At 49.9% G+C, this 23,302-nt stretch carries 34 protein-coding genes; 3 read left to right on the plus strand and 31 right to left on the minus strand.

Features of this window, described 5'->3' with window-relative positions; genetic code table 11:
• The first annotated feature begins 151 nt into the window (after positions 1 to 151).
• A complete protein-coding gene (locus tag B152_RS0110190; RefSeq protein WP_020592315.1) occupies positions 152 to 958 on the plus strand; it encodes a hypothetical protein in 807 nt (268 codons plus the stop codon).
• Between the two features lie 54 nt (positions 959 to 1,012).
• Here the strand turns inward: B152_RS0110190 and B152_RS23260 are convergent, their stop codons facing one another.
• The 3 genes from B152_RS23260 to B152_RS0110205 form a co-directional block, all read right to left on the minus strand.
• A complete protein-coding gene (locus B152_RS23260; protein WP_020592316.1) occupies positions 1,013 to 1,690 on the minus strand; it encodes a cysteine hydrolase family protein in 678 nt (225 codons plus the stop codon).
• A gap of 154 nt (positions 1,691 to 1,844) precedes the next feature.
• On the minus strand, positions 1,845 to 3,137 hold the full coding sequence (locus B152_RS0110200) for a replication-associated recombination protein A (RefSeq protein WP_020592317.1): 1,293 nt from the start codon (positions 3,135 to 3,137) through the stop codon (positions 1,845 to 1,847).
• Positions 3,138 to 3,187: 50 nt separating this feature from the next.
• Complete coding sequence (locus B152_RS0110205) at positions 3,188 to 4,549, minus strand: DegQ family serine endoprotease (protein ID WP_211212185.1); 1,362 nt, start codon at positions 4,547 to 4,549, stop codon at positions 3,188 to 3,190.
• Positions 4,550 to 5,102: 553 nt separating this feature from the next.
• Here B152_RS0110205 and B152_RS25300 point away from each other — a divergent pair.
• Together B152_RS25300 and B152_RS25305 are read left to right on the plus strand one after the other, a co-directional pair.
• Positions 5,103 to 6,692, plus strand: a complete 1,590-nt coding sequence (locus B152_RS25300) for a sensor histidine kinase (RefSeq protein ID WP_020592319.1) — start codon at positions 5,103 to 5,105, stop codon at positions 6,690 to 6,692.
• An 18-nt stretch (positions 6,693 to 6,710) separates the two neighbouring features.
• Positions 6,711 to 8,516 (plus strand): response regulator, encoded by a 1,806-nt coding sequence (locus B152_RS25305; protein WP_020592320.1) that lies wholly within the window; start codon positions 6,711 to 6,713, stop codon positions 8,514 to 8,516.
• Positions 8,517 to 8,608: 92 nt separating this feature from the next.
• Here the strand turns inward: B152_RS25305 and rplQ are convergent, their stop codons facing one another.
• The 28 genes from rplQ to B152_RS0110355 all read right to left on the minus strand — a co-directional run.
• The gene (gene rplQ / locus B152_RS0110220; RefSeq protein WP_026261451.1) at positions 8,609 to 9,028 is read right to left on the minus strand and encodes a 50S ribosomal protein L17; all 420 of its coding nucleotides are present in this window, start codon (positions 9,026 to 9,028) and stop codon (positions 8,609 to 8,611) included.
• Positions 9,029 to 9,187: 159 nt separating this feature from the next.
• Positions 9,188 to 10,204 carry a DNA-directed RNA polymerase subunit alpha gene (locus B152_RS0110225; RefSeq protein WP_026261452.1) on the minus strand — a complete coding sequence of 339 codons (1,017 nt, stop codon included), beginning with the start codon at positions 10,202 to 10,204 and terminating at the stop codon, positions 9,188 to 9,190.
• 153 nt (positions 10,205 to 10,357) lie between these two features.
• Positions 10,358 to 10,747 (minus strand): 30S ribosomal protein S11, encoded by a 390-nt coding sequence (rpsK, locus tag B152_RS0110230; RefSeq protein ID WP_020592323.1) that lies wholly within the window; start codon positions 10,745 to 10,747, stop codon positions 10,358 to 10,360.
• 14 nt (positions 10,748 to 10,761) lie between these two features.
• Positions 10,762 to 11,130 (minus strand): 30S ribosomal protein S13, encoded by a 369-nt coding sequence (gene rpsM, locus B152_RS0110235; protein WP_020592324.1) that lies wholly within the window; start codon positions 11,128 to 11,130, stop codon positions 10,762 to 10,764.
• A gap of 262 nt (positions 11,131 to 11,392) precedes the next feature.
• Positions 11,393 to 11,965: an adenylate kinase gene (locus tag B152_RS0110240; RefSeq protein WP_020592325.1), complete on the minus strand. Its 573-nt coding sequence runs from the start codon at positions 11,963 to 11,965 to the stop codon at positions 11,393 to 11,395.
• Entirely contained in the window at positions 11,962 to 13,290 is a 1,329-nt protein-coding gene (gene secY / locus B152_RS0110245) for a preprotein translocase subunit SecY (protein WP_020592326.1), read from the minus strand. Before secY ends, B152_RS0110240 begins: the two co-directional genes overlap by 4 nt.
• A gap of 86 nt (positions 13,291 to 13,376) precedes the next feature.
• Complete coding sequence (gene rplO, locus B152_RS0110250) at positions 13,377 to 13,841, minus strand: 50S ribosomal protein L15 (protein WP_020592327.1); 465 nt, start codon at positions 13,839 to 13,841, stop codon at positions 13,377 to 13,379.
• Positions 13,842 to 13,888: 47 nt separating this feature from the next.
• Positions 13,889 to 14,080 carry a 50S ribosomal protein L30 gene (gene rpmD / locus B152_RS0110255; RefSeq protein WP_020592328.1) on the minus strand — a complete coding sequence of 64 codons (192 nt, stop codon included), beginning with the start codon at positions 14,078 to 14,080 and terminating at the stop codon, positions 13,889 to 13,891.
• A 6-nt stretch (positions 14,081 to 14,086) separates the two neighbouring features.
• Positions 14,087 to 14,656 carry a 30S ribosomal protein S5 gene (gene rpsE / locus B152_RS0110260; protein ID WP_020592329.1) on the minus strand — a complete coding sequence of 190 codons (570 nt, stop codon included), beginning with the start codon at positions 14,654 to 14,656 and terminating at the stop codon, positions 14,087 to 14,089.
• Positions 14,657 to 14,665: 9 nt separating this feature from the next.
• Positions 14,666 to 15,028, minus strand: coding sequence for a 50S ribosomal protein L18 (rplR, locus tag B152_RS0110265; protein ID WP_020592330.1), 363 nt, complete (start codon positions 15,026 to 15,028; stop codon positions 14,666 to 14,668).
• A 3-nt stretch (positions 15,029 to 15,031) separates the two neighbouring features.
• Positions 15,032 to 15,565, minus strand: coding sequence for a 50S ribosomal protein L6 (gene rplF / locus B152_RS0110270; RefSeq protein WP_020592331.1), 534 nt, complete (start codon positions 15,563 to 15,565; stop codon positions 15,032 to 15,034).
• Positions 15,566 to 15,577: 12 nt separating this feature from the next.
• Positions 15,578 to 15,976: a 30S ribosomal protein S8 gene (gene rpsH / locus B152_RS0110275; RefSeq protein WP_020592332.1), complete on the minus strand. Its 399-nt coding sequence runs from the start codon at positions 15,974 to 15,976 to the stop codon at positions 15,578 to 15,580.
• 15 nt (positions 15,977 to 15,991) lie between these two features.
• Positions 15,992 to 16,297, minus strand: coding sequence for a 30S ribosomal protein S14 (rpsN, locus tag B152_RS0110280; protein WP_020592333.1), 306 nt, complete (start codon positions 16,295 to 16,297; stop codon positions 15,992 to 15,994).
• A gap of 23 nt (positions 16,298 to 16,320) precedes the next feature.
• Positions 16,321 to 16,866: a 50S ribosomal protein L5 gene (gene rplE / locus B152_RS0110285; RefSeq protein ID WP_020592334.1), complete on the minus strand. Its 546-nt coding sequence runs from the start codon at positions 16,864 to 16,866 to the stop codon at positions 16,321 to 16,323.
• Between the two features lie 14 nt (positions 16,867 to 16,880).
• On the minus strand, positions 16,881 to 17,201 hold the full coding sequence (rplX, locus tag B152_RS0110290) for a 50S ribosomal protein L24 (RefSeq protein ID WP_020592335.1): 321 nt from the start codon (positions 17,199 to 17,201) through the stop codon (positions 16,881 to 16,883).
• The gene (gene rplN / locus B152_RS0110295; protein ID WP_020592336.1) at positions 17,201 to 17,569 is read right to left on the minus strand and encodes a 50S ribosomal protein L14; all 369 of its coding nucleotides are present in this window, start codon (positions 17,567 to 17,569) and stop codon (positions 17,201 to 17,203) included. The genes rplX and rplN overlap by 1 nt, the downstream gene beginning before the upstream one ends.
• A gap of 16 nt (positions 17,570 to 17,585) precedes the next feature.
• A complete protein-coding gene (gene rpsQ, locus B152_RS0110300; RefSeq protein ID WP_020592337.1) occupies positions 17,586 to 17,831 on the minus strand; it encodes a 30S ribosomal protein S17 in 246 nt (81 codons plus the stop codon).
• A 12-nt stretch (positions 17,832 to 17,843) separates the two neighbouring features.
• Complete coding sequence (gene rpmC, locus B152_RS0110305) at positions 17,844 to 18,038, minus strand: 50S ribosomal protein L29 (protein WP_020592338.1); 195 nt, start codon at positions 18,036 to 18,038, stop codon at positions 17,844 to 17,846.
• On the minus strand, positions 18,038 to 18,460 hold the full coding sequence (gene rplP, locus B152_RS0110310; protein WP_020592339.1) for a 50S ribosomal protein L16: 423 nt from the start codon (positions 18,458 to 18,460) through the stop codon (positions 18,038 to 18,040). Before rplP ends, rpmC begins: the two co-directional genes overlap by 1 nt.
• 26 nt (positions 18,461 to 18,486) lie before the next feature.
• Complete coding sequence (gene rpsC, locus B152_RS0110315) at positions 18,487 to 19,167, minus strand: 30S ribosomal protein S3 (protein WP_020592340.1); 681 nt, start codon at positions 19,165 to 19,167, stop codon at positions 18,487 to 18,489.
• Positions 19,167 to 19,547: a 50S ribosomal protein L22 gene (rplV, locus tag B152_RS0110320; protein ID WP_020592341.1), complete on the minus strand. Its 381-nt coding sequence runs from the start codon at positions 19,545 to 19,547 to the stop codon at positions 19,167 to 19,169. The genes rpsC and rplV overlap by 1 nt, the downstream gene beginning before the upstream one ends.
• Positions 19,544 to 19,828, minus strand: coding sequence for a 30S ribosomal protein S19 (rpsS, locus tag B152_RS0110325; protein ID WP_020592342.1), 285 nt, complete (start codon positions 19,826 to 19,828; stop codon positions 19,544 to 19,546). The genes rplV and rpsS overlap by 4 nt, the downstream gene beginning before the upstream one ends.
• A gap of 15 nt (positions 19,829 to 19,843) precedes the next feature.
• Positions 19,844 to 20,674: a 50S ribosomal protein L2 gene (gene rplB / locus B152_RS0110330; protein ID WP_020592343.1), complete on the minus strand. Its 831-nt coding sequence runs from the start codon at positions 20,672 to 20,674 to the stop codon at positions 19,844 to 19,846.
• A gap of 4 nt (positions 20,675 to 20,678) precedes the next feature.
• Positions 20,679 to 21,011, minus strand: a complete 333-nt coding sequence (locus tag B152_RS0110335) for a 50S ribosomal protein L23 (RefSeq protein ID WP_020592344.1) — start codon at positions 21,009 to 21,011, stop codon at positions 20,679 to 20,681.
• Positions 21,008 to 21,625 (minus strand): 50S ribosomal protein L4, encoded by a 618-nt coding sequence (rplD, locus tag B152_RS0110340; RefSeq protein ID WP_020592345.1) that lies wholly within the window; start codon positions 21,623 to 21,625, stop codon positions 21,008 to 21,010. The genes B152_RS0110335 and rplD overlap by 4 nt, the downstream gene beginning before the upstream one ends.
• A gap of 2 nt (positions 21,626 to 21,627) precedes the next feature.
• Positions 21,628 to 22,341, minus strand: coding sequence for a 50S ribosomal protein L3 (rplC, locus tag B152_RS0110345; RefSeq protein ID WP_020592346.1), 714 nt, complete (start codon positions 22,339 to 22,341; stop codon positions 21,628 to 21,630).
• Between the two features lie 3 nt (positions 22,342 to 22,344).
• Positions 22,345 to 22,659: a 30S ribosomal protein S10 gene (rpsJ, locus tag B152_RS0110350; RefSeq protein ID WP_020592347.1), complete on the minus strand. Its 315-nt coding sequence runs from the start codon at positions 22,657 to 22,659 to the stop codon at positions 22,345 to 22,347.
• Positions 22,660 to 22,818: 159 nt separating this feature from the next.
• The coding region (locus tag B152_RS0110355) for an EF-Tu C-terminal domain-related protein (RefSeq protein WP_020592348.1) at positions 22,819 to 23,302 on the minus strand (484 nt) is incomplete at its 5' end.

Consider the following 23,302-nt stretch of genomic DNA (forward strand, 5'->3'; position numbering starts at 1 on the left):
AACTGGGTTGGATCTTGTCTCATTTTCAGGACTGTGATGAAAATACTCAAAAAAAACATTCCAGTCTCTTTTTGTTATTCTCTGCCTTGTTTCTTTTGCTTTACCCGGTCACGCCCAGGAAGCAGATCCCGGCAGGTCAGAAAAAGAACCTTTGATCTGGTTCGTCTGGGATCTTGCTCCCGAGTTCATTCAAACCGGTCCCTGGAAAAATCAGGGGTATGCTGACAAATTTCTAGATTTTTTTATCAAACATCTGCCGGAGTATGAACACAGCGTTCGTCACGTCAATATCCCCCGCTGGAGCAGGGAGGTTTTGTTACCGAACCGTTGCTCGGCCCATCTGTGGGGTGGTTTCTTTCCTGATCAGCTGCTCCTGTCGAAGCCATACAGCTTCACACCGCCCCATGTCGCAATCTTCCACAAACGGCATCAGGCGCGCATCGGCCCCCAGGGGACGATGGTATCATTGGCTGAGCTGCTCCAACAAAACGACCTGACGCTTGTCATCATGCCCCTGGACTTTAACGACAAGGCCAGACAAAGCCGGTATCCGGTTCTCTATCCCTATCTGGCTCCCTATGTCGGGAAAGTGAACTTAATGGAGCGAAATGGAAGTGAAAACACGATAAATCTGGCATTACTGGGGCACGGCAGAGCAGACTACACCTTGGGTTATCCCAGCACTATCACGACCCAAAAACGTATAAACAACCTGGGTGACGACTATATTGCCTATCGAATCAAGGAACATAATCTATATAAAAACGTCTATGTCGCCTGCAAAAATGATGACTTCGGGAAAGAGGTCATTGAAAAGGTCAACCGCCTGCTCACAGAAGAAATCCTGTTGAAATTCCTTGCCTATCACGAGGAGTGGAATGACAAAGATGTTGAGTTCAGGCGGACCACCATCGATTATTTCATCGACAAGAAAAAACTTGCAAATGTAATACAATAAGCAACTTCAGATGAAACACGGATTTGCATAAGCAGATAAAGAATAAATGAAGGTTTAAGCAGCCTTGTCTTCTTTACCATTCTGCTTTGGCGTGCCGAGCCAGGAGAGAACCTCATCAGCTTCCATGAGGTAAACACCCATTCTTCCCAGTTCTTCAAGACCTTGTTCACTGGCATTACAAAGCGCATCAGGAACAACGACGACCTTAAAATCACGAGCACTGGCTTCATAGATTGTGGCTCGCGTTGCCGTATTAAAAGAGAAACCACAAAGGATCAGAGAATCAACGCCGCGTGAACGCAATTCCTGCTCAAGGGAGGTTCCGTGGAAAGCCCCCCAGCGCGGGCGATAGAAAATAGATTCATCCGGGCCGATTTCCTGAAATTTCCCATCAAAAAGAATATCAGGATTAATCCGGACTTCCTCACCTTCCGGCTGGATTTCATCAACCAGCTCGGCCCCCAGGCTACCAGGCATAAAAATGCGCAGGCCCTCTTCCACAGCGGAACGGCGGCAGAGGTCGACATTGGAACCATCGGGCTTATACAGGCGGATCGAATGATAGAGAGGAACGTCGCGTTCCCGAACCCCTTGGACCAGTCTGGTCATTGTCGGGATCACACGGGAAAGACCAGAAGCACGAATTGGTGACGAGGGAAGAATATAATCCCTCTGGATCGATAGCGTTATCAGTGCTGCGTGATCTTTTTGCGGACGTAGATACTCTGTCATCTGTAACCTTTACCTGCTGGGACGTTATTTTATCCGGAAGAACAAAACAGTCTGTTGTAGGAAGTACCCCTACAACAAACACCAAAATGTCACACCTCCGCAATCGCCACTAGTTCATAGCAGACACGCGTATAATGCATTTCTCTTAATAACATCAGGATTTCTGCCGTTCCTGGCGCAGCTTGTCCCAATAGGCCAGGCGTTTTTTCACCTCCCGCTCAAACCCCCTCTCAACCGGAAGATAGTATTTCTCCCTCGGCAGGCTATCCGGAAAGTAGTTTTGCCCGGAAAATCCATCCCTGGCATCATGGTCATAGGCATAGTTCTTGCCGTAGCCCAGGTCCTTCATCATTTTGGTTGGCGCATTGAGAATATGCATTGGCGGGGAAAGTGAGCCCGTCTCGGCAGCCGCCCTGACACTGCTTTTATAGGCTTTGTATGCGGCATTGGACTTGGGAGCTGTCCCAAGATAGATCACAGCTTGTGCCAACGCTAGCTCTCCTTCGGGTGATCCCAACCTTTCAAAAGTCTGCCAGGCATGGAGCGCCTGAGACATCGCGTTCGGATCGGCCAGTCCAATATCCTCTACAGCAAAACGTAGTAGTCTTCGAGCTATGAAATTAGGATCCTCTCCCCCAGCCAGCATCCGGGCCAGCCAATAAAGCGCCGCATCACAATCTGATCCGCGCAAAGACTTATGCAAGGCGGATATCAGGTTATAATGCCCTTCCTGTCCTTTGTCATAGATCGGTGCCCGCTTCTGGATTGCACCGGCAAGATCCCCACTATCAAGTTCCTGCCCGGGCGGTAAAGTGAAAAGCTCTTCCGCCATATTCAGCAGATAGCGCCCATCCCCGTCTGCCATGGCAATCACTGATTGCCGTGCTTCAGCGCTCAGCGGGAGTTCGAACCCCATTTCCTGCTCTGCCCGGCGCAGAAGATCATCCATACCCTCTTCATCAAGCCGCTTGAGAACCATTACCTGGGATCGGGATAACAACGCCGCATTCAATTCAAAAGAAGGATTTTCAGTCGTGGCACCAACCAGAACAATTGTGCCGTCTTCCATATGCGGCAAAAATCCGTCCTGTTGAGCCCGGTTGAAACGGTGGATTTCATCGATAAACAATAGGGTCCCCTGCCCCATTGCCCGTCGCTCTCTGGCCCGTTCAAAGATTTTACGCAGATCTGCTACGCCTGAAAAAATGGCTGAAAGAGGTTCGAAATGAAGATCAGTTACATCAGCCAGTAACCGGGCAATCGTGGTTTTGCCGCAGCCTGGTGTCCCCCAGAGGATCATCGAAGCCAGTCGCCTTGCGCGAACCATCCGTCCAATTGGTCCGTTCTCACCGACAAGATGATCCTGTCCGACGACTTCAGCCAAGCTGCGTGGACGTAACCGGTCAGCCAGAGGACGTGTAGCTTGATTTTCAAAAAGTCCCGTCACAACCTACCCTTATCTTTGCAAATAACGCATGATAATCAATCGGTAAACCATCATTTATTACGTGAAAACTCAAGTAGCCTCTGGCGCCCGTTTCTTCTGATAACCAGTTGCCACTTCTCGGTTTCCCTGGCCAGCGCGGGCTCAACATCGGACACAAGTTTAACAGAGCCGCCGTTAACCCCCAGCAAAATATCCCCCGGCTGCAGCCCTATCCTGTGCGCCGGACTGCGACGGGCGATATTGCTAATAATAACCCCTTCCCAAAGCCCGCTGATATCCAGTTCTTCTGACAAGGCAGGAGAAAGATTGGCAATGGTTGCCCCGGCCAAAGGATTTGAACCGAGAATTTCCCGCATATCCCTTTGCGGAATTTCAGGAGCCTGGGTTGCGACAAATTGTAAGGTCTGGGCTTTCCGTCCCCGCCAGATCCCGAGCTGGATTTCATCCCCGACAGGAATCGTTGCGATCCGAAAGCGTAACGAATCAACATTCGTGACTTCCTGACCCGCAGCAGAGAGAATAACATCCCCCGCCTTCAGACCAGCCTGATCCGCAGGCCCATCCGGAAAGACACTGCTGACGACTATGCCGCCAGGGCGGGACAATCCAAATCCCTGAGCCAGATCAGATGTAAGATTTTGTCCAATAAGTCCAGTCCAGGCCCGGACAAGTCCATGCCCTTCTTCGGCCGAACGTATTACAGTGCGCACCATGTTAGCCGGAATAGCAAAACCGATCCCGATTGATCCACCGCCCTTAGCGGCAAAAATAGCGGTGTTAATACCAAGTAATTTTCCGTCCATGGTAACCAGAGCACCACCGGAATTTCCGGGATTGATCGCTGCATCTGTCTGAATAAAGAACTGATAATCTGCAATCCCGACACGGGTTCTTGCCAGTGCAGAAACAATACCGCTGGTAACAGTTTGCCCGACCCCAAAAGGGTTACCGATCGCCAAAACCAGATCTCCGACGTCTATCCTGTCTGAGTCCATCAACTCCAGTGTTGGCAGCTCTTCCCCCCCGGTATCAATTTTTAGAACAGCCAGATCGGTTCCTTCATCACTGAGGACCAGTTCGGCAGAGAACTCCCGACGATCAGCGAGGACAACTTGGATCTCAGTTGCCCCCTCAATCACGTGGTGATTGGTAATAACCAAACCATTGCTGCGCACTATCACTCCAGAACCAAGGGATTTTCCCTGCCTCTGACGCTCTCTGTCCGGAAGATTATTCCCAAAGAAACGTTGAAAGAACGGATCATTAAAAAGCGATGGAACCTGACGCTCCTGAACCAGTTTTTTTGTAAAAATATTTACGACCGCTGGTGCAGTCTGACGAACAACAGGCGAAAAACTGAGATTAATCTGTTCGCGACTGGAGGGAACTTCCTGTGAGGACGCAGGTTTCACACTGGAAATCCCCCCAAGGATACAGAACAACATTCCCAAAATGCATCTCGTTCCCGTTCTCACCCAAACATCCCTTCCCTTGACTGTACAGGACATAACTATACCTGATTGGCATTGATATCTTACATCAAAGCATCAGCCCTATCGCTTTCCAATGTACAAGGCAATAGCTCGAGTCAAAACAGGAGGTAAAGCCTGGGGGTTTAATCCGCTAAAATGATAAAAACTGGATTATTTTTAAATTTACGTTTTAATTTTTGCGTCTAGGATCAAGCACTTACTTTCCTTCTTTTCCCATGACGGCACCACTTTAACCCTTCAGGTTTTATAAAGACTTCTCTGTTACAAATTAGTATCGATGAGAGGTAATGACGTTCTGATGAAGTGTTTCTCAAAACGGGGGTGACCCTCAAAATAGAGGTGTCGACGACGTCTCTACGGATTACACGGAACCGCAACTCCCCCGCGTCTTCTCTTACTACCTCCGGAACTTTTGCTATTTAAGGACCGAGAGATAAGGACAGTCGTGGCAATGAATCCGGGATAAACCTACATGAGTAACGCCCCCTTCAAGAAAACCAAAACTTTCTGGAATGTTGGCAGAAAAATTTCGCTGGTCGCTGTTGTGGTAATCTCGGTGTTATTCGCAATATTTACATCTGTGAACTGGAATATAGAAAAACAGCGCATTACAGAAATCTGGATAGAGAATGTTACGGTAAAAACCGAGCGACTGGCAGCACAGATCAGTGGCGCCGTAAGAAGAGAACAACCGAATGCCATCTGGCATTCTTTCAACTTTCTGACTCCAAGCGAGCAGGCCACCCCCTTCGACTTGCGCGTATATAATCCTGCTGGCAAAAAGTTACTTGAACATGTCGGACTTAACCATCCCCCCCAGGACCTGAGATTTTCAAAGCTTCTTGAGGGCAAGACGCAAAAAACCTTTCATCATCTTGATGACAGAGGAGTTACTGTCGCTGTGCCGATCAAAACCTTGCGCAGTAAGGCTTATGGAACTTTGGTTATCACCTGGAGCCTGTCTCCCCTCAATAATCACCTTCTCAACTCATTAAAAAGCCAGACCTACCTCTCTCTCGGCATTATTTCCTTTGCCAGTTTATTTATCGTTATCCTGGCCAAGCTAACGATTGGGGCGCACCTTGCACAGCTCAGCAATGACATGCTTCTGATCGTCAACAACCAACGTCCCAAAACCAGCCAGCACTTTAAGCGAAAAGATGAATTAGGGGTAATCGCACTTGCTCTTGAAGTTTTCAAACACCGGATGGATGAATTCAAAAAAACCCGGACAACACTTGAAGAGAAAACCAATTTGCTTGGCATGACTTTGGAAAAGGAAGTCGTACAAAATTCGATGCAACGTGATTTTGTATCCATGGCCTCACACGAAATAAGAACTCCCCTAACCATCATAGACAGTAGTGTTCAACGTATTCGGCGAAGAATAGACACTCTAGACAAAGACTTTATTGATGAAAAATTACACAAAATCTCTGGTGCAACCCAGCGCATGCTTGAACTGCTGGACAGTACATTAAGTGCATCACGCATCGAGGCCGGAGAAGTCGAAATGTCCCTTACGCCTATTGATTTGGCAGGTCTTCTCGCGTTGACATGTATTAATCATCAAGACTATTCGGAACATCATCAGATTATATATGATACACAAAGGTTGCCCAGAAGCATCCTTGCCGACAAGCCCAAAATCACCCAGATTTTTTCAAATATTATTTCGAATGCAATCAAATACTCGCCCGGAGCGGAACAAATCATCATCGGAAGTTATGTAGAAAATGGACGGGCCTATATCTCTTTTCAAGATTTCGGGATTGGCATTTCACACGACGACTGGTCGAAAATATTTGGACGCTACTTCCGTTCAAGCAACACATCAGGAATATCCGGAACCGGGATAGGCTTGTGTCTTGTTCAGTGGCTGTTAGAATTACATGGAGGATCTATATCGGTAGAGAGTGAATTGGATGTCGGTTCTACTTTTACAATTATGCTACCGATAAAAGACGCCGGAGAGGAACAGGCAGAGATTATTGACGTTCCCCTAATTTCTTCAGAGTCCGATTTCTCCGGAGCAGATCAAATCGCTGTCGCCAGATCGTAAAAATCAGAGAAAGAAAATATGGCCACAATTTTATGTGTTGAAGATGAAGATGTCCTTAGAGAGGACCTTGTCGAAGAACTAACGGATTATGGATATAATGTTCTTTCTGCCAGAAATGGCGCAGAAGGTTTTAAGATAGTTTCAGAAAACAAGAATCTTGATCTTGTATTAAGCGATATCTCGATGCCCGTACTGGATGGAATGGGTTTGTTACGAAAGATACGAGAATCAAAAGCTCCTTTTTCATCCACCCCCTTTGTGTTTCTGAGTGCCATGTCAGATAACAAACACATGATTGAAGGAAAATCACTCGGGGTCGATGACTATATAATCAAACCCGTTAACTTTGACCTTCTCTTGTCAACGATTGCCAAGCAGTTGGCAAAGTCTCAATCCAAGGCCCCCCAGACAGCTAAGCCCCAAACAGAAAAAACAACAGTAACGCCAATCTCTGCTGGCATTGCGGCAGCTCAAAACAAAGCTGCAAAACCCGGGGAGCAACAACCACATCTGGCACCTCGCCCAGCTCCTGTGACAAAAACACCTGCAGCTGCGCCAGCCTCAACCGTCGCACGCCCCCAAAGTCCGTCCCTCAAAGCAGCGGGCACTGCCTCCCAAACAGCTCCCGTATCTTCCCCCTCTGCAATCCCTTCATCATCCCCTCAAACAGAAGGGATATTGAATACACAAGCTCCTCCCTTTCCTGACGACGCCCGTTTGGTTGCCGGACGGTTTCAGTTGCTGGGAATAGACAAACTCAAAGAAAAAGTGGGAGACAAGTGGGAGCATCATCAGCGCTTGATCCATAATATTATGGTGTCGGTCGTTTCCAAAAACATTGGTCCCCTGGATTCCTGCCGTATATCCGAAGATGGCGATATGATGGTCTGCTTTTCCCAGCTGAATGAAGTGGAAGCCCGGTTCAAACTTGATGCTATTCGCAAAGAAGTCTGGATCAAGCTGCTCGGAGAAGAGGGCTACAAAGATGATTTGGCAATTTCGGCCCAGGCTTTTGAAATCAAAGGCCAAGCCTATGAGGTAGAAGTTGAGGAAGAGGAATACACCAAAGCAAAAGATCCCTGGGATATTATTCAGAAACGAATAGAACAATCCGCCCGGGCAACGCAGGAAAAAGTAGACATTTTCCTGCAGGAAATTCTTGAGCGTGCTGAAATTAGATTTACAAGGCTACAAAATACTGCAGGGGACAATCTGCCTTTATCCCTGGCCTCTTTCGATGACTTCGGGCAGGAACGTCAGCAAAAAATAGATCAGGTTATCGACGAGACTGATCCCCGTCGGTTAATCATCGAGGGTGCCTATATCGGCCAGACGACAGGCTACATGATATCCAACCTGATCGACATGGCGGCAGCTGGTGTCATTATGAAACTGGATTATCAACTTTGCACCAATAAAAAAGAATTTGACCGTGTTCTGATCTTGCTGGAAAGCCTGCCGCAAAAATCCAGAGAACGCCTGATCATCGCCCTGACCGGGTTACCCAACCACATTCATCTGACCAAGATCAGCGACCTAATGGCAAGGCTCAGACCCTTTTGCAAAATGGGAGCGACAGAACTTCAGCTCCATATGCCAGGGGATCACCACTTTGATATGCTGGGGGTGACCATACTGATCCTTGATTACCACGAAGCCCTGGCCATGGGGCGGCATTCAAAAACCAAATACATTCAGGCAATCAAAACCATCAAGCTGAAGAAAAAACGTGTCATGGTTCTCAACGCCCCGAAAGGGAAAGAAAAAATTCTGAACAGCCTCGACGGAGATTTTATCCACATCAGGGATACGGAACTGTTCTGACAGAAGTCCTAAATTCAGGAACATAGATACTGAAACGACAAAAGGCAGCCCGAAAGCTGCCTTTTGTACAAAAAAGATAGAGGGTAAAGAGCTTACTCTTCGCCTTCACCTTCATCAGAAGCAACCGGACCAGAATCCTGGCCTTTTGCATCAAGATTACGCTCAACCAATTCGATCACAGCCATTGCTGCCATGTCACCATGACGGAAACCGGCTTTAAGAACACGGGTGTAACCACCCTGACGCTCTTTGTAACGTGTTGCCAGTTCATCAAACAGCTTGCCAGTCATCTTGGCATCACGAAGAACAGACATTGCCTGACGACGGGCGTGCAGATCGCCGCGTTTGCCAAGGGTGATCAGCTTCTCAACGATGGGACGAAGATCTTTGGCTTTCGGCAGGGTTGTCTTGATCTGCTCGTGTTTGATCAGGGCGTGTGCCATGTTGGCAAACATAGCCTTACGGTGGCTAGAGGTACGATTAAGTTTACGACCACTCATTCCGTGACGCATTTCTGTTCTCCTATTATCTGTTGTCTCGCGCACGAGACGGATTGTATTTTCCTGCCGCCGCCTGATCTGACATTCCCGCCCCTTTTCAGGAGAGGATTATCCATCCGATGTACGACAGGTGGGGAGAAATCTCCCCACTTGCTTAACTCAAACCTTTGGTTAGAAAGGTTCGTCGAGACGCTTGGCCAGCTCTTCGATATTCTCAGGTGGCCACTCGGCAATTTCCATACCGAGGTGCAGCCCCATGCCGGAAAGAACCTCTTTGATTTCATTGAGGGACTTACGACCGAAGTTGGGCGTACGCAGCATTTCTGCTTCGGTTTTCTGAACCAGATCACCGATGTAGACAATGTTGTCGTTCTTGAGGCAGTTCGCGGAACGCACAGACAGCTCAAGCTCATCAACTTTACGCAACAGGTTGCGGTTGAACGGAGGTTCGCTCGGACGATCATCGATCTCTTCAACTTTTGGTTCGTCGAAGTTCACGAAGAGTGACAGCTGGTCCTGCAAGATGCGGGAAGCAACAGCAATCGAATCTTCCGGTGTAATGGAACCGTCAGTCTCAATTTCCAGTGTCAGACGGTCATAATCGGTAACCTGACCAACACGGGTGTTATCAACCTTGTAAGAAACCTTGCGAACCGGAGAGAAGATCGAATCAACCGGGATCAGACCGATTGGAGCATCTTCGATACGGTTCTGCGATGCAGCAACATAGCCCTTACCTGTATTCACAGTAAGTTCCATATCCAGGTGAGCACCGTCATCCAGAGTACAGAGAACCAGATCAGGATTCATCACTTCGATGTCGCCTGTGGTTTCAATCTGACCAGCCGTGACAGAACCAGGACCTTCGGCGCGCAAACGCATCCGTTTTGGTCCCTCACCTTCCATCCGCAAAGCAATCGCTTTGATGTTCAGAATAACATCTGTCACATCTTCACGAACGCCAGGAATAGAAGAGAATTCGTGCAAAACGCCATCGATGTGGATGGACGTTACCGCAGCACCCTGCAAAGAAGACAGGAGAACACGGCGAAGAGCATTTCCAAGAGTAAGACCGAAACCACGCTCAAGCGGCTCAGCAACAATCTTGGCAACACGGCTGCTGTCATTGCCAGTCTCGACAACGAGACTTTCAGGCTTGATCAACACATTCCAGTTTGTCTGAATCACAGTAAAACCTCGTGACTTGCATGCTATCGATTGTCAACGGGCGACAACAATGGCTCATGCTCTGTCATAGATAAGCCAAAAAGCCGGAGAACCTCCGGCTTCTGACCTGATTGGAAAAGGCGGCACTCCCGTTAGTGCGCCGCCCCTGTACCCTTAAACGCGACGGCGTTTAGGAGGACGACATCCGTTGTGCGGGATTGGGGTCACATCACGGATACCGGTGATGGTGAAACCAACAGCCTGCAAGGCACGCAGAGCGGACTCACGTCCTGAACCTGGGCCTTTAACATTTACGTCGAGAGTCTTCATCCCGTGTTCCTGAGCTTTTTTACCTGCGTCTTCTGCAGCAAGCTGAGCAGCATAGGGAGTAGACTTACGAGAGCCTTTAAAACCAAGACCACCTGCAGATGCCCAGGAAATAGCATTTCCCTGAACGTCAGTAATGGTGATGATGGTGTTGTTGAACGTGGCGTTCACGTGCGCGATACCGGAAGAAATATTCTTCCTCTCGCGGCGCCGAACTTTCGTCTGAGGTTTAGCCATTGTCTAAAAGCCCCTTATTTCTTCTTACCAGCGATCGCAACAGCAGGACCTTTACGCGTACGTGCGTTGGTCCGGGTACGCTGTCCACGAACTGGTAGACGTTTACGATGACGCAGGCCACGCAGGCAACCCAGATCCATCAAACGTTTAATGTTCATTGAAACTTCACGGCGAAGGTCACCTTCAACAGTAAAGCCACGGTCAATTGTTTCACGAATGCGAAGTACTTCATCTTCTGTGAGTTCGTTAACACGGCGTTCAGCCGGAATGCCAACTTCTTCACAGATTTTTTTTGAATTCGCAGGACCAATACCATGGATATAGGTCAATGCGATGAGTACCCGCTTTTGCGTCGGGATGTTGACGCCAGCAATACGAGCCACTACGCTCTCCTCACAAACACAGATCGGGTGCCAAGTATTTGACAACCCTGGGTTAATTCAATCCGCGACTATCTCTAGAGGTGAAATGAGAGACGTCGTACGACTATTTCCCCCGGCCAGGCCGGGAATACGAAAGGCGCCTAGATTCAGCGCCATATTCTTATCCCGCGTGAAAACCAAGATAAATCAAGGCTTCCTTTGGGAAAATGTCCATTCGGCGGCGGATTATATGCCAATCCGCCGACCTGTCAATGGTCAAGAATCATTTAAGATAACCAGCGATCTGATTCGCCACGTCATCTATGCTTTTCATCCCGTCAACCTTGTTCAGAACACCCTTGGCTGCATAGTAAGGCAACACTGGAGCTGTCTGTGCATGATAGACGGACAAACGTTTTTTCAGGGTCTCGGCATTATCATCCGCACGGCGTTGTGCTTCCGGTGTTGCCTGGGCCCGGGTTTCGATGCGATCAAAAAGAATCTTCTCATCGACAACGATTTCAATAATTTTGTCCAGCTTCAGGCCTTTTTCGACAAGCATCTTGTCGAGACCTTCCGCCTGGGCGACCGTACGAGGGAAGCCATCGAGGATGAATCCGTTTTTGCAATCGGCTTCATCAATCCGGTCAGAAATGATACCGATGATCAGATCATCGTCTACCAGTTGTCCCGCATCCATGACGGATTTGGCTTTCTGTCCCAGTTCTGTACCCGCAGCCACAGCAGCCCGAAGCATATCCCCTGTTGAAAGCTGAACAATGCCATGCTTTTCAACCAGGATCTCGGCCTGAGTTCCCTTCCCGGCCCCAGGAGGGCCAAACAGTATTATGTTCATCCACGCCTACCCTTTAATTTTGATTTTTTGATTAGACCTTCATATTGATGGGCTACCAGATGAGAATGGATCTGACCGACCGTGTCCATTGTAACAGAGACGACAATCAGAAGACTCGTTCCGCCAAAATAGAAAGGGACAGCATACTGAGAGATCAGAATCTCCGGTAGCAGACAGACAGCAACCAGATACGCAGCACCCGCTACAGTCAACCGGTTAATGATATAGTCCAGATGGTTGGCGGTGTTCTTGCCCGGGCGAATCCCTGGAACAAAGCCGCCATTCTTTTTCAGATTTTCGGCTGTATCTTCTGTATTGAAAACGATGCTTTTGTAGAAGAAAGCAAAGAAAGCAATCAGTGTGCTGTACAGCAGAATGTATCCCAGTGATCCACGTCCGAGATTTGCCGTTACCCAGGTCAGCCACTCAGGACCGCTCCCGGCAGAGAACTGCGCCGCAGAAATCGGCATCAGCAACAGTGAAGAGGCAAAGATCGGAGGAATAACACCGGAAACGTTCAGCTTGATTGGCAGGTGAGAAGATTCGCCGCCAAACATCTTGTTGCCAACCTGACGTTTCGGATACTGAACGATGATTCGGCGATGAGCACGCTCGACACAGACGATTCCTGCAATCACCAGAGGAACCAGCAGAATGATCAGCGCAACAACGCCGTTGTTCAGGCTCAACTCAAACGTCTGGGCCAGTGCTGCCGGAAGACCTGCCACGATACCTGAGAAAATGATCAGGGAAATACCGTTACCGATACCGCGCTGGGTAATCTGTTCACCCAGCCACAGCAGGAACACAGTCCCGCCAGTCAGGGTGATAACTGTCGTTAACTCAAAGAACGGCCCCGGATTGATAACCGAAGCGCCAAATCCGGACGAGGCCTCAAGCCCCCTGGCAATACCGTAAGCCTGAATCGCAGCAAGGATAACCGCCCCGTAACGGGTGTACTGGTTGATTTTCTTGCGCCCGGACTCACCTTCTTTTTTCAAAGCTTCGATCTGCGGAGAGATCGCCGACATCAGCTGCATGATAATAGATGCAGAGATATAGGGCATAATGTTCAGAGCAAAAATGGTCATGCGCTCGAGCGCACCACCAGAAAAGAGATTAAACATCCCAAGCATGCCACCAGCCTGGCTGTTAAAGGCTTGCTTGAAGATAGAGGGATCAATGCCGGGTAAAGGAATATAGGTACCCAGACGATAAACAATCAGCGCACCCAGGGTGAACCAGATACGCTTCTTCAAATCTGTGGCTTTTGAAAACGAACTAAAATTAATGTTCGAGGCTAATTGCTCGGCAGCGGATGCCATGTGCCTGTTCCCGGTACTAGAAATGACTTAAAAAAAAGCAAAGGCAAGGACCTCCCCAAGCTTGAGGAGATCCCTGCCTTTACAAATTATTCGCTTGCAGGAACGGTGACAGAGCCACCGGCCTTTTCGACGGCTGCAATTGCCGCAGCAGAAGCGCCAGCTACAGTGATAGACACTTTAGCAGACAGTTCGCCGTTCGCCAGAAGGCGAATACCGTCACGAGCGTCGGTAATGATACCGGAAGTAACCAGAACGTCCTGATCAATCGGTTTCTTGGCGTCGATCTTCTTAGCGTCGATCGCAGCCTGAAGACGGCCGATGTTCAGAGGAACGAAGTTCTTCCGGAAAATGTTGTTAAATCCACGTTTCGGCAGACGGCGATGCAGTGGCATCTGGCCGCCTTCGAAGCCTTTAACGGCAACACCGGAACGGGACTTCTGACCCTTGTGACCGGTCCCGGCGGTTTTACCCGTTCCGGATCCGGTTCCGCGACCAACACGTTTACGGTTTTTGGTCGCGCCGAGGTTATCGGAAAGCTGATTGAGCTTCATGGTAATGGTCCCAGTTTCCCCTACTTGCGAGAGAGATGGGGAGGCCCTTAGGCCTCCTCAACCTTCACAAGATGGCTAACCTTGTTGATCATGCCACGCACAGCTGGAGTATCTTCCAGTGTACAACGACGGTTCATTTTATTGAGGCCCAGACCAACCAAAGTAGCGCGCTGATCTTTTGTCCGTCCGATTGGACTTCCTACCTGAACCACAGTAACGGTTTGTTTCTTGGCTGCCATGGTATCTTACCCCTGCGCTTCTGTGCCAGTAGCACGGGAACCAAGGATGTCAGAAACCTTCTTGCCGCGACGCTGAGCAACCATACGAGGGCTGCGTGAACGCACGAGGCCATCGAAGGATGCTTTAATCAGGTTATGCGGGTTCGAAGTACCTGTGGACTTAGCGACCACATCCTGAACACCAAGAGCTTCGAAAACAGCACGGAGTGGACCACCGGCAATAATACCGGTACCCGCTGGTGCGCTGCGCATTACAACGTGGCCTGCACCATAGTGACCTTTAATGTCGTGGTGCAGTGTGCGGCCCTCACGAAGAGGAACACGAACCATGTTACGCTTTGCAGCTTCCGTGGCTTTACGAATTGCTTCAGGAACTTCACGGGCTTTACCAGTGCCATGACCAACGCGGCCACGACCATCACCAACGACGACAATAGCGGCAAAGCCAAAACGACGGCCACCCTTGACGACTTTAGCAACACGGTTAATACCAACCAGTTTTTCGATCAGTTCCGGTTCATCGCGATTGCGATCATCTCTACGATCACGATTATTTTCTTTCTGAGAACGTGCCATTCTGTCCTCCTAGAACTTTAAGCCAGCTTCACGGGCAGCATCGGCAAGAGCCTTGATACGACCGTGATAGATGTTACCACCGCGGTCAAAGACGACCTCGGTGATACCGGCAGCGACAGCACGCTCTGCAACGAGTTTTCCGACTTCGGTAGCTGCTGTTTTATCAGCACCAGTCTTCAACGCGCTCTTCAGAGAGCCATCCAGAGTTGACGCAGCGGCAACAGTGACACCCTGCTTGTCGTCGATCACCTGAGCATAGATATGTTTGCTCGAGCGAAAAACTGACAGGCGAGGACGACCATTACCCGTGCGCCGGAGCTGTGTACGAACGCGACTTTTGCGGCGATCGTGCAATGATGTAAGCTTACGCATGGGTTACTTCTTCTTGCCTTCTTTACGCAGAACGACTTCGTCAGCGTACTTAACACCTTTGCCTTTGTAAGGCTCTGGCGGACGATACGCGCGAATCTCGGCAGCCACCTGGCCAACCTTCTGCTTGTCAATCCCCGAGACGGCCACTGCTGTCGGCTTTTCACAAACGATGGAGATACCTTCAGGAATCGGGTAGTTCACATCGTGTGAGAAACCAAGCTGCAGATTGAGAGCATTGCCCTGAACCGCCGCACGATAACCAACACCGTTGATTTCCAAGCTCTTGGTATAGCCCTGGGACACACCAATAACAAGGTTTTCAACACGACTGCGAGCAGTACCCCACATGGAGCGTGCGCGCTTGCTATCATTAGCTGGTTTGACGACCACTTTTCCCTCTTCGAGAGAAATGCTTACATCATCCGTAGCTGCGAAGCTGAGTTGACCCAGCTTCCCTTTTGCAGTGACGACATTGCCGTCTACTTTAACTTCGACCCCGCCTGGGACTTCCACGGGGTTTTTGCCTACACGAGACATATCATAACCCCCTTAGAATACCTGGCAAAGGACTTCACCACCAACATTGGCGGCGCGGGCCTCTTGGTCTGACATTACGCCGCTAGGCGTGGAGAGGATGGTAACCCCAAGTCCGTTATAGAAGCGCGGAAGCTCTTTAATTTTAGAGTATACACGACGACCAGGACGGGAAACACGGCTGATCTCAGAGATCGCCGGATCACCATCTGCATATTTGAGCTCGATTGAGAGCTCGGAAATGCCAGCACGAATTTCTGTTGTGCTGTAGTCGCGGATGTAACCTTCACGCTTCAGGACATCAAGAACGTTAGCACGCAGCTTTGAAGCTGGCGCGCTAACGACGGATTTACCAACCCGCTGTCCATTGCGGATGCGGGTCAGCATATCCCCTAAAGGATCGCTCATCGCCATCTCGCTGTTCCTTTCTTACCAGCTCGACTTTACCACACCGGGAACCTGACCAACGGAGGCCAGATCGCGCAGTGCGATACGTGAGAGCTTGAACTTACGATAAAAACCACGTGGGCGTCCGGAAACGCCACAACGATTCCGTACACGGATCTTTGCTCCGTCACGAGGCAACTGAGCCAATTTCAGGCTTGCATGGAAGATCTCTTCCGGAGAAGCCGAACGATCAGTAGCAATCGCTTTTAGAACAGCACGCTTTTCAGCCTGCTTAACGACCAGACGGCGGCGTTTTTCGTTCTTAGCAATGGCACTTTTCTTAGCCATAGTACTATTCCTTTCTGCCCGTTCTACTTAGAGAACGGCATGTCGAACCTTGCAAGGAGAGCTTTTGCTTCCTTATCGGTTTTCGCCGTGGTGCAGATGGTGATATCCATACCGCGGATTTCGTCTACGCGATCGTATTCGATTTCCGGGAAAATAATCTGCTCCTTGATGCCCATGTTGTAGTTACCACGACCATCGAAACTATTGCCTTTCACGCCGCGGAAATCGCGAACACGTGGCAGGGCAATCGTCACGAGACGATCGAGGAACTCATACATGCGGTCACCGCGCAGTGTCACCTTGCAGCCTAGTGGCATTTCTTCACGCACCTTGAAACCCGCAATGGATTTCTTGGCTTTGGTGATAACCGGCTTCTGAGCAGCGATAAGCTCGAGCTCTTCAGCAGCGTTTTTCACCTTCTTGGTGTCCTGAACGGCTTTACCAACACCGATATTCAGCACGATCTTCTCGAGCTTAGGGATCTGCATTGGGTTCGTGTAGTCAAATTCAACTTTCAAAGCGTCTTTGACGGCACTGTTGTAGTGTGCTTTCAAGCGAGGCTGTGTCATTTCTTCAACCCGCCTTATACATCTACTACTTCGCCAGATTTCTTGGCGAAGCGCACTTTACGATCACCATCCTGACGATACCCAACGCGGGTAGCATCACCGGACTTCGGATCTACGAGTGCAATATTAGAAATATGAATGGAAGCTTCGTTCTCGACGATTCCACCCGCTGATGTCTGGGTCGCACGCTGATGCTTCTTCGCAACGTTGATGCCCTGTACCACAGCGCGATCTTCGTCACGAAGTACACGAAGCACTTCGCCTTTTTTACCCTTGTCACGACCGGTCGTAACTACTACCTGGTCGCCTTTTTTAATCTTGAACTTCTTGCTCATTACAGCACCTCGGGCGCCAAGGACACGATTTTCATGAAACTGCGCGCACGCAGCTCACGAGTCACAGGTCCGAAAATACGTGTACCAATTGGCTCATTTGACTTGTTGATCAAAACAGCAGCATTGGTATCAAAGCGGATCGAGGTACCGTCTTCACGACGAATTTCTTTTGCCGTACGTACAATAACGGCACGATGAACATCACCTTTTTTTACCTTGCCACGTGGAATTGCTTCCTTGACAGATACGCGGATGATGTCACCGATACTGGCGGTTTTACGTTTAGAACCGCCAAGTACCTTGATGCACTGCACTCTACGAGCGCCTGAATTATCAGCTACTTCCAGCTGAGATTGCATCTGGATCATGGCTTTATCCTAAATACTATGCTTCAGAAGAAGCGTCGCTGAACACTTCCCAAGATTTGGTCTTGGAAACTGGACGACACTCACGAATCTTGACGACATCTCCCGCTTTAACCGCGTTGGTCTCGTCATGAGCGTGATACTTCTTCGAGCGCTTAATGAACTTCTTGTAGATAGGGTGCATAACTCGACGCTCAACAAGAACGGTAATTGTCTTATCCGTCTTGTCGCTTACGACGACACCCTGCAACACACGCCGTGGCATTGTGCAAACTCCTTAAGAAGCTGCCTGCAGAGACTGCAGTACAGTTTTGACTCGGGCGATGTCGCGGCGAACCTGACGGCACCGAGCAGTGTTTTCAAGCTGACCGCTGGCTTTCTGGAAACGAAGGTTAAACTGCTCCTTGCGCAGATTAACCATCTCAACCTTCAGCTCATCAGCCGTTTTAGTACGGAGATCACTCGATTTCATTAGTTCCCTCCTTCACCGGGACGAACAACAAATTTCGTCTGGATTGGCAGCTTTGCAGCAGCAAGTGAGAAAGCCTCACGTGCCAGCTCCAGGGGCACACCGTCCAGTTCGAACATTACACGACCTGGTTTGACTCTGGCAGCCCACCATTCTGGGTTACCTTTACCTTTACCCTGACGAACTTCAGCTGGTTTCGATGAAACCGGCACGTCCGGGAAAATGCGGATCCACAACTTACCGACACGTTTCATATGACGCGTGACGGCGCGGCGGGCCGCTTCGATTTGACGGGCAGAAACACGACCAGGGGTCAGGGCTTTGAGACCGAAAGCACCGAAGTTCAACTCGGTACCACCCTTGGCATTGCCGTGTATCCGGCCTTTATGTGCTTTGCGGAATTTAGTCCGCTTTGGCTGCAGCATTGTTTTACTTCCTCAAGCTATGCCCGTTATGAACGAGCTGCCTGTGAATCCTGAGCTCGTTTGTCCATGGCCATTGGATCATGTTCCATGATCTCGCCTTTGAATACCCAAACCTTAACACCACAAATACCGTATGTGGTGGAAGCACGGGATTCAGCGTAATCAACTTCAGCACGAAGCGTGTGAAGTGGAACACGGCCCTCACGATACCATTCTGTACGAGCGATTTCAGCACCACCCAAACGGCCTGCGCAGTTAATACGCACACCCTGGGCACCGAGACGCATCGCTGACTGAACAGCACGTTTCATGGCACGGCGGAAAGCCACACGACGTTCTAACTGACTACAGATGTTGTCTGCAACCAATTTCGCATCAATTTCTGGTTTCCGGATCTCTACGATGTTCAGATGGACTTCGCTAGAAGTCAGTTTCTGAAGCTCACGACGCAGTTTTTCGATATCCGTTCCCTTTTTACCAATCACAACACCTGGACGGGCAGAATAAAGGGTAACACGGGCTTTCTTGGCTGGACGCTCGATGATGATACGTGAAAGACCAGCTTGCTTCAGGCGTTCGCGCAGAAACTCACGGATTTTCAGATCTTCATGAAGCATGTCAGCATAGTTCGCATCTGCAAACCAACGAGAATCCCAGGTCCGGATGATACCGACACGAAGGCCGATAGGATTAATCTTTTGACCCATTATGCGGCCTCCTCGCGTTCGCGGACAACAACTGTCAGCTGGCTCCAGGGTTTCAGCAGACGGCCGGTACGGCCGCGAGCACGAGCCCGGAAGCGTTTCATGACAAAGCTCTTGCCGACGAAAGCCTCTGCAACAAAGAGACGATCAACGTCAAGCTGATGGTTGTTTTCAGCATTTGCAATAGCGGACTGAAGAGCTTTTTTCACTTCAATCGCGATACGGCGCTTGGAAAACGTCAGTTCTGCCAAAGCAGATTCTGCTGATTTCCCACGAATGCTGGCCGCAACCAGGTTCAATTTACGCGGGGAAGTGCGAAGATTGACAGCAACTGCACGAGCTTCAGTGTCAGCTAACGCACGATCACGTTTTGACTTACTCATTTTTTGCCTTTCTTCGCCTTCTTATCTACAGCGTGACCCCAATAGGTACGTGTAGGCGCGAATTCACCAAATTTATGGCCAACCATATTCTCGGTTACGAGAACAGGGATGTGCTTCTGGCCGTTGTACACACCAAACGTCAAGCCAACGAACTGTGGCATGATGGTCGAACGACGTGACCAGGTTTTAATAATTTCATTGCGACCCGCATTTCGCACGGTTTCTGCCTTCTGTAGAAGATAGGCATCAACGAACGGGCCCTTCCAAACGGAACGTGCCATATGGCCATCCCCTCACTAGCGTTTCTGATGACGACGACGGATAATAAGTCCATCAGTCTTCTTGTTAGAACGAGTGCGTGCACCCTTGGTGGGTTTACCCCAAGGAGTGACCGGATGACGACCTCCGGAAGTACGACCTTCACCACCACCGTGCGGGTGGTCCACCGGGTTCATAGCAACACCACGGACCGAAGGACGCTTGCCAAGCCAGCGATTACGCCCTGCTTTACCAAGTTTCTGGTTCGAATTATCCGGGTTGGACACGGCGCCAACCGTTGCCATGCATTCGGCGCGTACCATACGCAACTCGCCTGAGTTCAAGCGAATTTGGGCATAACCTGAATCGCGACCGACCAGCTGTACATAAGTACCGGCTGAACGAGCGATCTGCCCACCTTTGCCAGCCTTCAGCTCGACGTTGTGGACAATAGTACCCACAGGGATCGCGCTAAGTGGCATAGCATTACCAGGTTTAACATCGGTTTTAGCGCCAGAGATGACACTATCACCAACCTGCAGGCGCTGAGGAGCCAAGATATAGGCCTGCTCACCATCTGCATATTCGATCAGCGCGATAAACGCTGTACGGTTCGGATCGTACTCAATACGCTGAACAGTAGCGGCAACATCAAACTTTGTCCGCTTGAAGTCAACGATACGGTAAGAACGTTTGTGTCCACCACCACGACGACGCATGGTGATCCGACCGTTATTATTACGTCCGCCTGATTTGCTGAGACCCTCAGTCAATTTCTTGACTGGTTTCCCTTTGTACAGCTCAGAACGGTCGATCAGGACCAAGTTTCTTTGACTTGGAGTGACCGGATTGAAATTTCTCAACGCCATCGGATTAAATTCCCGTCGTCACGTCGATGCTATCCCCGTCAGCGAGGGATATGATAGCCTTTTTGACGTCGGAACGACGACCAGGGCGACCTTTGAAGCGTTTTGTTTTGCCTTTAACGCGAAGGGTGTTAACCGCTTCAACCTTAACGCCGAACAAACCTTCTACAGCCAAACCAATTTCAGGCTTCGTAGCATCAAGCGGAACTTGGAAGGTTACCTGGTTGTTCTCGGAACCCAGGGTTGCCTTCTCGGTGATGACCGGACGACGGATGATTTCATACATCCGCTCTTTGGAAACGGTCACCGGCTTGGTATTTCTTGCGCGTGCTCTGCTCATTTTAGACGTGCCTCCAACGCTACAAGGGCGTCCTTGGTCAGAACCAGTGTGTCACGACGCAGAATGTCATACACGTTTGCGCCCTGCTCTGGCAGCACGTCAACGCATGGAATATTCCGGGCAGCGAGAGCAAAACTTTCGTTTACCGTAGCACCATCGATAACCAGGACTGAAGACCAGCCCAGAGCCGTCAACTGCTTGGCAAGCGCAGAAGTTTTTGGTCCTTTGACTTCGGTATTTTCCAGAACCATCAGCTTGCCTTCTGCAACCTTGGCAGAAAGAGCTGTCTTAAGCGCAAGAAGACGTACTTTCTTCGTCAGGTCATGAGCGTGATCACGAACGCGAGGTCCATGAACAATACCACCACCACGGAAGATGTTAGCACGAATAGAACCGTGACGAGCGCCGCCACCTTTCTGCTTCTTGATCTTGCGAGTAGAACCGGAAACTTCGCCGCGTTCTTTCACCTTGTGGGTGCCAGCACGACGTTTAGCCAGCTGATAGTTGACCATGCGAGCGAGTAAATCAGCGCGCACTGGAAGACCGAACACTGATGCGTTCAGTTCAACTTCGCCAGCTTTTTTATTGTCGAGGGATGTAACCGCGATTTTCATGGTTATTGATCCTTCTCTTCAGCAACAGGCGCTTCAGAGCCAGAAGATTTCAGGCCAGCAGGAAAAGGCACACCCTCAGGAAGGGCACGCTTTACAGCGTCGCGAACATAAACCCAGCCACCCTTTGAACCAGGGATAGCGCCCTTCACCAGGATAAGACCGTTCTCACCATCGGTGGCAACGATTTCCAGGTTCTGGGTGGTCACGCGACGGTCACCCATGTGACCAGCCATTTTCTTGCCCTTGAACACCTTGCCAGGATCCTGACTGTTACCAGTCGAACCGTGGCTACGGTGAGAGACAGAAACACCGTGTGATGCACGAAGACCGCCAAAGTTATGACGCTTCATCGCACCTGCGAAACCTTTACCGATTGAAGTACCGGTAACGTCCACATACTGACCAGCCAGGAAATGACCAGCTTCCAGTTCAACACCAACGTCCAGAAGGGCGTCAGCGGAAACACGGAATTCAGCAACGTGTTTTTTAGGAGTAACCTTCGCTTTGCCATAATGGCCACGCTCAGCTTTACTCACGTTTTTCACCTTGGCATCACCTGAGCCAAGCTGAATCGCATTATAACCGTCCGCATCTTGCGTGCGAACAGCAACAACCTGACAGTTGTCCAGCTTCAGAACAGTAACCGGCACATGCTCGCCAGTTTCTGTGAAGATACGAGACATGCCAAGTTTCTGCGCAATAAGACCCGTACGCATAGCTTAGCCTTTCAGTTTGATCTCGACATCCACGCCAGCCGCCAGATCGAGCTTCATAAGCGCGTCGACGGTTTGCGGAGTCGGCTCAACGATATCAAGAAGACGCTTGTGAGTCCGAATTTCGAACTGCTCACGACTTTTCTTATCAATGTGAGGCCCACGCAGAACTGTAAACTTTTCAATGCGGGTAGGAAGAGGAATTGGGCCACGTACCTGCGCACCAGTGCGCTTGGCAGTGCCAACGATCTCTGATGTCGACTGGTCGAGCACCCTGTGATCGTACGCCTTGAGGCGAATTCGGATATTCTGGCTGTCCATGTTCAGCCACCTTTGATTAACCCGTTCGTACCAGCATCGGCAGAGGAACGCAGTTAACCCCTTTCAGAGTTAATTTAGGTATTCGTCACAATAAAAAATAGCGACGGGGGGTTCTTTAGCAGAACCCCCCGTCGCTATCAACGGTTATTTTAATTTATTTTATTTCGTGATACCGGAAACAACACCCGCACCAACAGTACGGCCACCTTCACGGATCGCGAAACGAAGACCGTCGGTCATCGCAATCGGAGCAATCAGTTCAACGTCCATGGTGATGTTATCACCAGGCATAACCATCTCCGTGCCTTCTGGAAGAGTAACAACGCCGGTCACGTCAGTTGTACGGAAGTAGAACTGTGGACGGTAGTTGGTGAAGAATGGTGTGTGACGACCACCTTCCTCTTTCGTCAGGATATAAGCTTCAGCTTTGAAGTTGGTGTGCGGGGTAATGGAACCTGGCTTNGCNAGAACCTGACCACGNTCAACATCATCACGGCCAACGCCACGAAGAAGGGCACCGATGTTATCACCAGCCTGGCCCTGATCGAGCAGCTTGCGGAACATCTCAACACCAGTACAGGTGCTTTTCTGCGTGTCACGGATACCAACGATCTCAACTTCTTCGCCAACCTTGACGATACCA

The organism is Kiloniella laminariae DSM 19542 (genome assembly GCF_000374005.1).
GTDB classification, from domain to species: domain Bacteria; phylum Pseudomonadota; class Alphaproteobacteria; order Kiloniellales; family Kiloniellaceae; genus Kiloniella; species Kiloniella laminariae.